Genomic DNA, 12,446 nt, shown 5'->3' with positions numbered 1-12,446 from the left:
AAGTTAATGCAGAACATCGAGCTCCAGTTTTTTGGAAGAATTGGCCTGTACTTTTTTGAATTCAGCTTCATTTCCCTCAATATTCTTATTCCAGAAAGGAATCATTTCTGAAAGTTTCTGTTGCCATTCTTTAGATTTTACTTTTTCCGGAAAAGCAGTATTAATAACTTCCAGCATAATAGAAACTGCTACTGAAGCTCCCGGAGAAGCACCAAGTAAAGCAGTTATAGAACCATCTTTGCTATGTACTACATCGGTACCGAATTCTAGTACGCCGCCTTGCTCTTCATCTTTCTTGATAATTTGCACCCTTTTTCCGGCTACTTTTAACTCCCAATCTTCGGCCCTTGCATCTTTTATAAATTTTCTAAGATCATCCATCCTGTCTGAATGATCCATGGTGACCTGTTTCATAAGGTATTTGGTAAGTGGTAGATTGTGCCAAAAAACTCCCCACATAGAGGGGATATTGTCTTTATTGATACTTAAGGGAAGATCCATGATAGAACCTTCTTTTAAAAATTTAGTGGTAAATCCTGCAAATGGTCCAAAAAGCAACTCTTGTTTTCCGTTTATATATCGTGTGTCTAAGTGCGGTGTAGACATTGGTGGAGCGTCTGGCCCCGCTTTACTATAAACTTTCCCTAAATGTTTTTCAATTACCTCTCGGTTTTTACATACTAACCACTGTCCATCTACCGGAAAGCCGCCATAACCATCTTTTTCTTCGATCTCTACCTTTTGAAGTAAGGGTAGAGCGCCACCACCGGCACCAATAAACACGTGTTCTGCATCATAATAAGTTACTTCTCCAGTATCTAAATTTTGAGCTTCTACCGTCCACTCCAGGTTTTCATCTGGGTCTACGTCTAAAACATCTGTATTTCTTAAAACCGGTACATTAAATTGTTCTTCTAAAATCTTGATATACTGTTGCGTGATCGCTTCAAAATTAACCTCGGTTCCAATTTCCATCCTTGTGCCGGCCATTTTCTCATTCTCTCGTCCTTCAACAATTAATGGGAACCATTCTTTTAGTTTCTCCGAGTTTTCAGAAAACTTCATTTCTTCAAACATTGCTGTTTGAGTTAAAGCTTTAAAACGCTTTTTAAGAAATTCAATATTATCATTTCCCGTCACCCAGCTATGATGTGGTACCGAATGGATAAAATTTTTAGGATCTTTTACCAGATTTTGTTCTACCAGGTAGGCCCAAAATTGTTTACTGGTTTCAAACTGGCTGAATATTTCAATGGCTTTGCTAATATCTATGCTACCATCGGGTTTTTCTGGCGTGTAATTAAGTTCGCATAAGGCAGAATGGCCCGTGCCGGCGTTGTTCCACGCCCCAGAACTTTCTTTAGCTACCTCACCTAGCTTTTCAAATATGATTATTTTAAGCTTTGGATCAACTAATTTCAACATTAATGTGAGCGTGGCACTCATAATTCCGCCACCCACGCAAATAAGATCGTAGTTGTTTTCTTCAAGTACTTTTTGATTCATGGTTTGGATTTTCTCAAATTTAGAAAAACAGGAAACCAATCTTAGCCAATAAAATATTAAAGGTCGATACTTAGTAGAAACTTCAAAAGGATTGATTATTCCGGGGTTGCAGTCTCGTATTGAAGTTTTTCTTCCTTGCTTTTAACTTTTTGAATACTTCTGTTTAATAATATGCTAATGATAAGTGCAATGATGATTAACCCGGTAAAAACATAAAATACGGGGGTATAACTTCCAGTTCTCGTGTAGATCTGTGAGACCAGGGTAGGACCTATAAGTCCGCCCAAAGACCACGTGGTTAAAAGATAACCATGTATTGCTCCCAGTTCTTTAGTGCCGAAGAGATCGCCTATAAAAGCCGGAAGATTAGAGAATCCGCCACCGTAGCAACTTACCACAAGAAAGATGAAAATTTGAAAAATGAATGCACTGGTAATGATTGGCAGTGTAATAAAGGCAGCTAGCTGAATGATAAAGAAAATAATAAAAACCTTTGGGCGGGAAATATAATCTGAGGCTGCTGCCCAGCCTAATCTTCCGCCACCATTAAATACTCCCATAATCCCTACCATTGTGGCAGCCGCCCCGGCTGATAACCCAACGATGTTTTGGGCCATTGGAGATGCTACCGAGATCATCATGATCTCTGCACTGGTATTAATGAGCATCATAGTCCATAGCATCCAAAAATGCTTAGTTCTTACAGCTTCGCCAGATGTTGCTTGCGATAAGTCCTTTTTGATTTTCCTGGTTCCGGCTTTTACGGCTGCTTTCATTCCTGCCGGCATCCAGTTTCTTGGGGGTGGAGCTATATAAGATGCACCAAGTGTCATTAAAACAAAATAGGAGATTCCTAAAATATAGAAAGTATAACTTATCCCTATAGATTCTATTAAGCTTGCCGCTACCGGTGCGGTTATTAATGCGCCGGTACCAAAACCAAGCACTGCCATTCCTGTTGCCAGCCCCCGTTTATCTGGAAACCACTTCACTAATGTTGAAACCGGCGCTATATAGCCAATTCCAAGCCCAAGGCCGCTTAGAAGCCCGTAAGAGAGCAGAAAACCTGTTAAGGAATCCATAGAAATTGCGAAACCAGACCCTGCCTGGCCCAATCCAAATAATACCGCGGCTAACATGGCCGATTTTCGTGGACCACTTCTCTCTACAAATTTTCCGAATAATGCTGCGGAACCTCCACCAAGAACCATCATTATCGTGAATGCAGTGGTAACCGAAGCCATAGACCATCCTTTTGTTTCAACAAGAGGTTGCGTGTAAACGCTGTAAGCGTATGCCGCCCCAATAGATATATGAATAAAAACTGCAGAAGCGGCAATTAGCCAACGATTTTTCGTGGTGGTTTCCATTTTACAAAGAATTTTTCAATATTATGATGCTATTAAGCTGAATAAGATAACAAGTATAAGTTTTTATTGTGAAAATAGATATGAAATCACTGTGTTCTTAGAAATGATATAATAAAAAAGCCCGCAATTTTTTAATTGCGGGCTTTTAGTTTCTTAAATAAAATGCTGAATTAACTCACACTTTCTTCAGTGGTATCTGTTTCTTCAGTCTTAATATTTTCTATTTCTTTTTGTTCTTCTTTTCGCTCCTTTAGGAAATCTTTTAACTCTTTCCCGTACATAGATTTTTTCACCTTTGGTTCCAAAGAATTATAAATAGTATCCAGGTATTTAATATTAGCATCAAAAACTTCAGAAAGGGCTAAATAAGGAGCCACTTCCAGGTCTTTGTTGTTAATAGCGAAGTTTACTGTGTAAAGATATTTTCTTTTAAGCAAGCTTTCATATTGCTTATTTACTTCTATTAATTTTTCTTCATTTTCTTCCTTCTGTGCTTCAAAATTTTCCTTAATTAACTCCAGGTTTTTGTCATTAAAACGCGTCATCATTTTACGATATTCTTCCAGTTTTTCCTGGTTTTTTGCACCGATTATCTCTGCATCAGTTACAAACTTTTCTAGAGTGGTATTAATGGTCACCTCTCCTTCTTCAGCAAAGAAATCTATGCGATCGTCGTACTGAGAGTTGTCTACCTTTTTAAGATAAAGGTACATCACTTGCGGACTTTCAATGAAAGCTTCCAGGCTTATATTAGCATTGCCGTTAACTTCTACCGAATCTACATCTACCATAAGCGTATCTTCTATCTTTTGAAGATAAACCGTTCCTTTCTTAAGGCCTTCAATATTGGCGTTTACGGTAAGGTTGCTTTCTTTATTGTTACAAGAACTTAGGGCAATAATTGCCAGTAAAAGAATGCTAATTTTTTTCATTTGTTTCTAATTTTCTTTCGATGTAGGAATTTTCACAAGTTGATCAATCTTCTTTTGTGTTTTCCTGATTTGTTGTGTTCAGAATCAAGCTGGTTTCAGGTTTCTGATTCAGGCGGCAAATATCTTATAATTTTCTATTTTAAACTAACTCCCGGCTGCGATTTGCATTAAAATAGTAGTTAGAATTGCACCATAGGTACCTACTACATATCCAAAAACCGCAAGTAATACTCCTACGGTCGCAAGGGATGGGTGAAATGCCGCTGCAACAACAGGTGCTGATGCTGCTCCTCCAACATTAGCCTGGCTGCCTACCGCAAGGAAAAAATAAGGTGCTTTAATAAGTTTGGCGGTACCAAATAGAAAAATCACGTGGATAGACATCCATATAAGTCCGATGCCGATGAGACCCGGATTGTCGAAAACCATGCCCAGGTCCATTTTCATACCAATGGTTGCTACAAGAATATAAATAAAAATACTTCCTAATTTACTGGCACCGGCGCCCTCGTACTTTTTAAATCTAGTGAAAGAAAGAGCTATACCAATAGCTGTTGCGATAGTGATCATCCAGAAAAAAGAAGAAGAGAAGGAAGAAAGTGCACTTTTGCTATCGTTGAAAATTTCAAAATTTGCTAATAAATATGCTGAAATCTCATCGGCTCCCCAATGTGCGAGCCCAACCGCAACAAAAGCAAGCCCTAACATCACCATATAATCTGGCAGGCTTGGATTTCGGGTTACGCTGGCAGCATAATTGGAAACTTTATTTTTAAGTTCGGTTATAGCTGAGTTGTCTGCTTTTAGCCATTCATCAATTTTTTCGCTTTTTCCAATACCCATAAGTAAACCTGCCATGAGCAAGTTAGCTACTACGATATCTACCAGTACCATCCCACCGTACAGTTCTGGGTTATACTCATATATTTCCAGCATTGCTGCCTGGTTAGCTCCACCGCCAATCCAGCTTCCCGCAATGGTAGAAAGACCACGCCAAATGGCATCTGGGCCAACGCCGCCAACAGTTTCAGGAGAAATTGCTGAAACAATTAAAATGGCAAGCGGACCACCAACGATAATTCCAACGGTACCTGCAAAAAACATAATAAGTGCTTTTGGCCCAAGGTTAAAAATGGCTTTTAGATCTATACTAAGTGTCATTAAAACCAGGGAGGCAGGTAAGAGGTAGCGACTGGCCACGAAATAAAGTTGAGAGGTGCTGTCATCTATTAATCCAAGCGAATTAAAAATCGCCGGAATTAAATAGCACATGAGAAGTGCAGGAACAACTGCATAGAATTTTTTCCAGAACCCCTCTTTTTGGGAAGAAGTGACAAACACAAAACCCAGGGCGAGCATTAAAAGTCCGAATACTATCGCATCATTGGTAAAAACAGGTGTATCTTGCATTAGAAAAGTTTTAAGCGGCGCCAAAATACAATTTTTCTTAAACTCTTCTTAAGGATTGTCACTAATCCTGTACATTGATTTTAAACAATTCTTTTAAACTATTTGCAACTCCATCCTCTTTACCACTTTGCGTTACAATATTAGCAACTTCCAGCACTTCTTTTCTTGCATTTCCAACTGCTACGCCCATACCTACGCCTTTTATCATTTCTACGTCGTTATAGTTGTCGCCAAATGCAATAGTTTGTTCAGGACTTAGATCAAAATGATTTTTAAGAAGAAATTTAATTGCAGTAAGTTTTGAAATTTCTTTGTTAGCAATTTCCAGATAAGTGGGTTTAGAACGGTATAAATGCAATTGATCTGGGAAGTTTTGGGAAAGAAAATCTTTAATTTCATCTATATGCGCTTCATCTCCCATGGCCATGATTTTGTGCGCACCTTTATTGTCTTTTTTCCAGGAAGAAAGCACATCTCTATTTGACTTAATTTCCGGTTTTACTTTGGTGTTGTTTTCTTCACGCGCCGCCCATTGATCATACTGCGGAACATACCATTCGTCACTATGGTAAAGGCTTAAATGGCAATTCATATTCTTATTAAAATCACAAAGATTTTCAAGCGTGTTTATTGGAATTTCAGTAGAACTCACCGCTTTTCCATTCACTAAGATCAATCCACCATTGTAGCAAATTATGGGTTGCTCGTTTATATCCAGATCTGCCTGAAGGTGTCTCATCGCTGCCGGCATTCTTGCCGAAATGAGCACGAAGGGCAGCTTATCTTTTAAATTTTTTATCGTTGAAATTGTAGCAGGAGATAATGCCCTGTCATGGTTTAATAAAGTCCCGTCAATGTCTGAGAAAACTATTTTGTATTCCATTATTCTTCTTTTTTATTCTTAGGGTGGCGATTTGCTTCTTTAAGTGCTTTATTTAGCATCCACTCGATCTGCCCATTGGTACTCCTGAATTCATCAGCAGCCCATTTTTCAATGGCTTTCAGCATCTTTTCGTCAACTCTAAGGGCGAATGCTTTTTTATTACTCATTTTATTTAATTTCCAGATTTTTAATAAAATCGGTTAAAACCGGAATTAATTCGGGATGCAAGGGTAATTCAGGATTATTATATGTCTGGTAGTTTTTAGTCAAATCATTAGAAACTATTTCACGAAAAACGTGGTTCATATTCTCCAATAATACTAATTCGGAATTAAGAGCAGCTTTATGCAGAATTTTGGCTTGTTCTTCTTTTACCTGGGCATCATTTGTTCCGTTTATCACCAAAACGGGAATTTTAAGTTTGGCAATTTCTTCTGAAGGATCATATTTCATCCAGGAAGATAAAAAAGCTTGATTTTTAGGATGTAAAACCATTTGAAAGATCTTCGGGTAATCTGAAGTACTTCCGGTTATCTTAATTTCCTGTAAACTTTTCGTGATATCATCTTTTAGCTGAGGTAATTGTGCTGAAAGTTGTTTGGCTAAAAGAGAATCAATACTTTCTCCTGGGCCCGCAAGCGAGATAAAAGCATCTGCATTATCTTTTGCAGCAATCATACCTATTAACGAACCCTGACTATGTCCTGCAATAACATATTTGCTGAAGTTTTCTTTTTTAAAGTAGCTAAGAATATTTTCTACATCGGTTATAAAGTCGTCAAATGAAATTGTCTCCAGGTTTAACTCCTTTGCTTTAATACTTCGTTTATCAAATCTGAAACTTGCAATTTTATTTTCAGCTAATTGATGAGCAATTTTTTTTGAAAAATTACTCTGCATACCACTTTGGTTGCCATCGCGATTGGTTAAGCCCGAGCCCTGAATAAAAATAACCAAAGGAGGATTTTTAACATCAGAAGGCATTGTGAGAGTTCCATCGGTAAATTTATCTATAGCAATCTCTTCTTCAGAAAATGTTGTTTCCTGGGCGAAGGAGCTAAAACTTCCTAGGAAAATTAAGATTAAACTAAACTTTAAATGTCTCATAGGCATTTTTAATGATTTAAAGTACCGGCATTAACTACGGGTGTAGCGTCTTTATCACTACAAAGAACCACCATTAAATTGCTAACCATTGCTGCACGTCTTTCGGCATCAAGGTCTACTAATTCTTTTTCGTTTAGCTGATGTAAGGCCATTTCTACCATACTCACCGCACCCTCAACAATTTTGTGTCGGGCAGCAACAATTGCTGTTGCTTGTTGGCGTTTTAACATCGCACTGGCAATCTCGTTGGCGTAAGCCAGGTAACCAATTCTAGCTTCCAGAACCTCAATTCCTGCTATATGTAAGCGTTCTTCCAGCTCTTTTTCCAGAGCATCACTAACTTCATTTACGCTGGAACGCAAGGTGATATCTTCATCTAAACCTTCGTCGGCAAAATTATCATAAGGATATAGACTGGCAAGTTTTCTAACCGCAGCATCTGTTTGTACCACTACAAAATTTTCAAAATTATCAACATCAAAAGAGGCTTTATAAGTATCGCGTACCCTCCAAACCAGGATAGTGCTTATCATTACTGGGTTTCCCAACTTATCGTTCACTTTTAGGCGTTCACTGTCAAAGTTTCTGGCGCGGAGAGAAATTTTCTTTTTGGTGTAAAAAGGGTTTACCCAAAAGAGTCCGTTTTGCTTAACCGTGCCTTTATAATCTCCAAAAAGTAAAAGTACCCTGGAACCGTTTGGATTAACCAGAATAAGTCCGGGAAGGATAAATAGTGCGATAATTATTCCAAGAATAAACCAGGCATTGCTGAGTACAATGAAACCTATAATGCTTCCAAAGAATAAAATTAAAAAAACAAACAGCATTATATAACCGTTTGAGGCCTTGAGTTCTTTTTCCTGAGTCATGATGTTCTAAAATTGGTTGATATTAAATTGATATCATAAATATATTATATTAGTTTAAACCTGGAAAAGATTTAACATATAAAAAATATGGGCTTCATTATATTTGCAAAAAATATGATGGAGATAGGCTTTTATCTTCGTTAATCTTTAAAAAAATCTATAGATGAAAAAATTACTGATGTTAGCTTTTGTATTATTGATGGGAAACGCTGGTTTTGCCAATGATAATGACTGGGGGAAAACGGGACACCGTGCTACCGGAGAAATAGCTGAAAACTATTTGAACAAGAAAGCTAAAAAAGCAATTGATAAAATTTTAAACGGACAGGGCTTAGCTTTTGTAGCAAATTATGCCGATGATATTAAAAGTGATCCAGATTTTAGAAAATATGGGCCATGGCATTACGTGAATCTAGCTCCAGATGAGGAAAAATATAATGAAGAAACCGCAAATCCTAAGGGAGATCTATACCAGGCAATTTTAAAATGTAAAGAGGTTTTAAAGGACGAAAATGCCTCTAAAGAAGACAAACAATTCTACCTTAAAATGTTGGTGCATTTTGTGGGTGACCTTCATCAGCCTTTTCACGTAGGAAGAGGAGCTGATAAAGGTGGAAACGATATACAGGTGCGTTGGTACAATGAGGGTTCTAATATTCACAGGGTTTGGGATAGCCAAATGATAGATTCTTACCAGATGAGTTATACCGAACTTGCTGAAAATAGCCGCACACTAAGCCGAGCGCAAATAGAAGCTATTGAAAAAGGTGAGGTTATAGACTGGGTATATGAGTCTCGCGAAATGGCAGATGAACTTTACGATTCGGTTGAAGTAGGAGAGAAGCTGGGTTACGAGTATATGTATAAGCATTTACCAACTGTGCTAAAGCAATTGCAAAAAGGCGGCATACGCTTAGCGAAAATATTAAATGAGATTTACGGATAAATTTAAGCCTGAAATTATTTTAGAAAAGCCATTGTGGAGCACCATTCGCAATGGCTTTTTTAATTTATTTTCCTAAAAGTAAGATTGATCCTGGGAGCAACTTCTTTTTTAGTTTTTGGGAGTTGGTGTTTCCAGAAATGCTGCATACTGCCTTTCATAATTAGCAGGCTGCCGTGTTGTAGTTCAATACTTTCCTTTAAATCTTTATTGGTTTTATGTTTAAATTGAAACCTTCTGATGCCTCCTAAACTAATTGAAGCGATCACGGGATTCTTACCTAGCACCTTTTCATCATCGGCGTGCCAGCCCATGCTGTCATTTCCATGCCGATAAAGATTGGCAAGGCAGGTATTGAAATCAAAGCCTGAAAGTTCTTCGGTAGCTTGTTTTAATTCCCACAATTCAGTTGAAAAACTATTTGGTTTAAGCTGTAATCCGGAGTAAGTATAGGAAATTCCCTGTTCGGCATAGAATGATGTTAAGCGTGGCTGCGGAATCTCTTTCCCAAAGAGCTTAATATTTTGTTGTTGCCAGTGAACTTCTTTTAACAACTTCTCGAGCAAAAGATCAGCTTTTTCTTTGTTTAGAAAATTTGGGAAATACTCCAGCTCTGCATCAGGTAAACTAAAAATTTCTGATTTCATCTTTTAAAATTGTAAATAGAACCAGGCCCAATACATAAGAAAAAATTGCAGTGGGACCCTTAGCAACAAAGCCCATTTTGGAATACCGGCACCGGCTTTTTTTGAGGAAAGCATATAGAAATGTACCAGGAGAAAAACCAGTAACATTAAAATAATTCCGTAGATCGCAAGATCTTTTGTTTCAGGAAAGAATAGCATAAATCCAAGAAAGATTTCGGCCAGGCCGCTGAGTAAAACCAGAGTTTTATGCGCAGGCAAATAGCGAGGCATAATACGCATATACATTTTAGGTTTTATAAAGTGTATTGTTCCGGCTACGATATACATCGCGCCCATGAGATAAAGATGCCAGGGGTATTGCATATTTTAAAGATAAAAATATATTTTCAGCATCAATTATATTTTTTAAGAAAATTGTCTGTAAAATACTGAAAATCTTGTGTATTTGGCAAAAATAAAGTAATTTTCGAGACCCTTTTCTACAACCTAACTTACTGGAATATTGAAACATAATTACCTTCTGCTTACTTTTTGTTTAATAGGTTTTAATTTGCTTTCTGCGCAAAATAATAAGCCTGTTTCTAAAGATAGTCTTGAGCATTTAACCGAGATTACTACAGAATATTTAACCAAATACAATTATAAGGATGGTATTGAGCATGCCTATATTCTACTTGAACACGCCGAAAATTCAGGAGATAATTACTACAAATTCCATGCTCACAATTACTTAGGGATAGCTTACAATGAATTAAAAGATAACCCGCGCGCAAAATCTAATTATGTAAAAGCGTTGAAGATTGCCCATAGTTTGGAAAACGATACTTTACTAATTTATATCTATAATAATTTAGGAAATATATATTCTGAAGAAAAGGGTAATGAGGAAAAAGGGATTGCATATTATAACAAGGTAATTGGCCTGGCAGATAGTTTAAAAGTTCCGGAAGAAAAATTAATTCCCACTGTTAATATTGCCTGGACTTATATGGATGAGAAGAAATATTCGCAGGCGTACCCTTACCTTAATGAATCTCTCAAACTTTTAGAGGGTAAAGAAAATAATAATGCCCGTTCTCAACTTTATATGTTATTAGGGAAATATCACCATAAAACGAATGCACTCGATTCTGCTGAATATTATTTTACCCAGGGTTTAAAACTGGCAGAAAAAGATTCTTTGGTGTTGCCTGCCTCTTTAATTTGTAAAGATTACGCCGCAATGTTGTTTGAAAAAGGGGAATTTGAAGCGGCTTACAAAAGCCTTGAAAAATATGATAATTATAATGCTCAGCTTTTCGAAAAAGATAAACTGGCACAAATCGAAGCCGCCAATGCCCGGTTTGATGTAAATGAATATCGCCGAAACCTGGAGATATCAAAGAAAGAGCAGGCTTATCAGGATGAATTAATCGCAAAATCTACCGAAAAAATTCTCATTATGGTAGTTGCTTCTCTTATTCTAATTATCATTCTTTTAATCTTGAATAAAATTAACCAGGATAGAAAAAAGCTTATTCACCAGCTAAAGGAAAAGAACAACCAGCTAAGGGATTCCCGGGATAATGCAGAACGTCTTTCTAAACTGAAAACGGAATTCCTTTCCACTGTAAGTCACGAGTTGCGAACGCCACTATATGGTGTAGTAGGGCTTGCTTCCTTATTATTAGATGATAAAAGCCTGAAAAAACATGAAAGCGATCTAAAATCATTAAAATTTTCAGCCGATTATCTTTTGGCACTTATCAATGATGTGCTACAAATGAATAAAATGGAGTCTAACCAGGTAAAGCTGGAGAATATTCCGTTTAATATTAGGGAGCTGGTGTTAAGTATTGTAAATACTTTCGAGTTTACCCGTCTTCAGAATAAAAACAAGGTGCATTATCATATAGACGAAAAAATACCGGAAGACCTAATTGGTGATCCTGTACGCTTGTCTCAAATACTTATGAACCTCGTGGGGAACGCGGTAAAATTTACCGAAAATGGTAATGTTTTTATAAGTGTTAAGTTACAGGCCCGGGTGGAAGACAGGTCCGTAGTTTATTTTGAAGTAAAAGATGATGGCATAGGGATTCCAAAAAGTAAACAGAAAGTAATTTTTGAGGAATTTTCTCAACTTAAATCTTCTAATTATAATTATCAGGGAACGGGGCTTGGTTTGCCTATTGTTAAACGTTTGCTTGAATTGTTTGATTCCCAAATTCATTTAAAAAGCAAAGAAGGCGAGGGCTCGTTGTTTTGTTTTAGTCTTAGTCTTAAAGAGGATCAGTCTCCTACTAAAAAAGCCGGTTTTGCCCACGAGGTTTATTTAGATAATTTAAAGGAAAAACAAAAAATTCTTGTGGTAGATGATAATAGAATCAACCAGGTGGTTACCAGGAGAATTTTGGAAAAACAAAATTTTGAATGCATAGTGGCTTCCAATGGAGTGGAAGCTATAGAAAAAGCATCTTCTGAAAATTTTGACCTTATTCTAATGGATTTGAATATGCCGGGAATTAATGGAATGGAAACTACTAAACGTATTAGGAACTTCAATAAACACGTACCGGTAGTGGCATTAACCGCGGTAGAAATCGAAGAGGTTAGAAACGAGATTTACGCCTCTGGGATGAATGATATTATTGTGAAACCCTACGATGTAGAAAGATTTTATCAAATTATTAAGCGGAATTTAAGTGCAGGGGTTGAATCTATCTCTAAGAACTAAACTTTTTGTTCTCTATCTATCTTTTTCAAACTTCTAGTTTATATAAAATAAAAAGGCCTGGAA

At 37.1% G+C, this 12,446-nt stretch carries 12 protein-coding genes; 2 read left to right on the top strand and 10 right to left on the bottom strand.

Translation table 11 applies throughout. From position 1 onward, the window contains the following. Positions 1–3: 3 nt before the first annotated feature. The 8 genes from mqo to APB85_RS13920 all read right to left on the bottom strand — a co-directional run bounded on the left by mqo (position 4) and on the right by APB85_RS13920 (position 8,077). Entirely contained in the window at positions 4–1,515 is a 1,512-nt protein-coding gene (gene mqo, locus APB85_RS13955) for a malate dehydrogenase (quinone) (RefSeq protein ID WP_262506258.1), read from the bottom strand. 86 nt (positions 1,516–1,601) lie between these two features. Next, a complete protein-coding gene (locus APB85_RS13950; RefSeq protein WP_057482038.1) occupies positions 1,602–2,876 on the bottom strand; it encodes an L-lactate MFS transporter in 1,275 nt (424 codons plus the stop codon). A gap of 170 nt (positions 2,877–3,046) precedes the next feature. Next, a complete protein-coding gene (locus tag APB85_RS13945) occupies positions 3,047–3,808 on the bottom strand; it encodes a DUF4369 domain-containing protein (protein WP_057482037.1) in 762 nt (253 codons plus the stop codon). Positions 3,809–3,952: 144 nt separating this feature from the next. Beyond that, on the bottom strand, positions 3,953–5,218 hold the full coding sequence (locus tag APB85_RS13940; RefSeq protein ID WP_057482036.1) for a DUF819 family protein: 1,266 nt from the start codon (positions 5,216–5,218) through the stop codon (positions 3,953–3,955). Positions 5,219–5,279: 61 nt separating this feature from the next. Next, positions 5,280–6,101, bottom strand: coding sequence for a Cof-type HAD-IIB family hydrolase (locus tag APB85_RS13935; protein WP_057482035.1), 822 nt, complete (start codon positions 6,099–6,101; stop codon positions 5,280–5,282). Next, positions 6,101–6,268 carry an Arc family DNA binding domain-containing protein gene (locus APB85_RS13930; protein ID WP_070053311.1) on the bottom strand — a complete coding sequence of 56 codons (168 nt, stop codon included), beginning with the start codon at positions 6,266–6,268 and terminating at the stop codon, positions 6,101–6,103. The genes APB85_RS13935 and APB85_RS13930 overlap by 1 nt, the downstream gene beginning before the upstream one ends. Position 6,269: 1 nt before the next feature. Then, complete coding sequence (locus APB85_RS13925; RefSeq protein ID WP_057482327.1) at positions 6,270–7,208, bottom strand: alpha/beta hydrolase family protein; 939 nt, start codon at positions 7,206–7,208, stop codon at positions 6,270–6,272. An 8-nt stretch (positions 7,209–7,216) separates the two neighbouring features. Further along, entirely contained in the window at positions 7,217–8,077 is an 861-nt protein-coding gene (locus APB85_RS13920; RefSeq protein WP_057482034.1) for an SPFH domain-containing protein, read from the bottom strand. Positions 8,078–8,240: 163 nt separating this feature from the next. Here APB85_RS13920 and APB85_RS13915 point away from each other — a divergent pair, with 163 nt between their 5' ends. Further along, positions 8,241–9,023 carry a S1/P1 nuclease gene (locus APB85_RS13915; protein WP_057482033.1) on the top strand — a complete coding sequence of 261 codons (783 nt, stop codon included), beginning with the start codon at positions 8,241–8,243 and terminating at the stop codon, positions 9,021–9,023. Between the two features lie 59 nt (positions 9,024–9,082). On the opposite strand, the gene APB85_RS13910 is transcribed toward APB85_RS13915, so the two are convergent. Both APB85_RS13910 and APB85_RS13905 read right to left on the bottom strand, forming a co-directional pair. Beyond that, positions 9,083–9,667: an alpha-ketoglutarate-dependent dioxygenase AlkB family protein gene (locus tag APB85_RS13910; protein WP_057482032.1), complete on the bottom strand. Its 585-nt coding sequence runs from the start codon at positions 9,665–9,667 to the stop codon at positions 9,083–9,085. Positions 9,668–9,670: 3 nt separating this feature from the next. Continuing rightward, entirely contained in the window at positions 9,671–10,030 is a 360-nt protein-coding gene (locus APB85_RS13905; RefSeq protein WP_057482031.1) for a DoxX family protein, read from the bottom strand. A gap of 139 nt (positions 10,031–10,169) precedes the next feature. Between APB85_RS13905 and APB85_RS13900 the strand changes: the two genes are divergently transcribed. Beyond that, a complete protein-coding gene (locus APB85_RS13900) occupies positions 10,170–12,383 on the top strand; it encodes a tetratricopeptide repeat-containing hybrid sensor histidine kinase/response regulator (RefSeq protein WP_057482030.1) in 2,214 nt (737 codons plus the stop codon). Positions 12,384–12,446: the final 63 nt, after the last annotated feature.

Source organism: Salegentibacter mishustinae, from assembly GCF_002900095.1.
GTDB classification, from domain to species: Bacteria; Bacteroidota; Bacteroidia; order Flavobacteriales; family Flavobacteriaceae; genus Salegentibacter; species Salegentibacter mishustinae.
This window is presented reverse-complemented; position numbering and strand designations above follow the sequence as displayed.

Excerpts from the sequence above, each read along its gene's own strand:
- APB85_RS13945 (WP_057482037.1), bottom strand. The coding sequence starts at position 3,808 with ATGAAAAAAATTAGCATTCTTTTACTGGCAATTATTGCCCTAAGTTCT.
- APB85_RS13920 (WP_057482034.1), bottom strand. The coding sequence starts at position 8,077 with ATGACTCAGGAAAAAGAACTCAAGGCCTCAAACGGTTATATAATGCTG.
- APB85_RS13915 (WP_057482033.1), top strand. The coding sequence starts at position 8,241 with ATGAAAAAATTACTGATGTTAGCTTTTGTATTATTGATGGGAAACGCT.
- APB85_RS13940 (WP_057482036.1), bottom strand. The coding sequence starts at position 5,218 with ATGCAAGATACACCTGTTTTTACCAATGATGCGATAGTATTCGGACTT.
- APB85_RS13950 (WP_057482038.1), bottom strand. The coding sequence starts at position 2,876 with ATGGAAACCACCACGAAAAATCGTTGGCTAATTGCCGCTTCTGCAGTT.
- APB85_RS13930 (WP_070053311.1), bottom strand. The coding sequence starts at position 6,268 with ATGAGTAATAAAAAAGCATTCGCCCTTAGAGTTGACGAAAAGATGCTG.
- APB85_RS13925 (WP_057482327.1), bottom strand. The coding sequence starts at position 7,208 with ATGAGACATTTAAAGTTTAGTTTAATCTTAATTTTCCTAGGAAGTTTT.
- APB85_RS13910 (WP_057482032.1), bottom strand. The coding sequence starts at position 9,667 with ATGAAATCAGAAATTTTTAGTTTACCTGATGCAGAGCTGGAGTATTTC.
- APB85_RS13905 (WP_057482031.1), bottom strand. The coding sequence starts at position 10,030 with ATGCAATACCCCTGGCATCTTTATCTCATGGGCGCGATGTATATCGTA.
- APB85_RS13935 (WP_057482035.1), bottom strand. The coding sequence starts at position 6,101 with ATGGAATACAAAATAGTTTTCTCAGACATTGACGGGACTTTATTAAAC.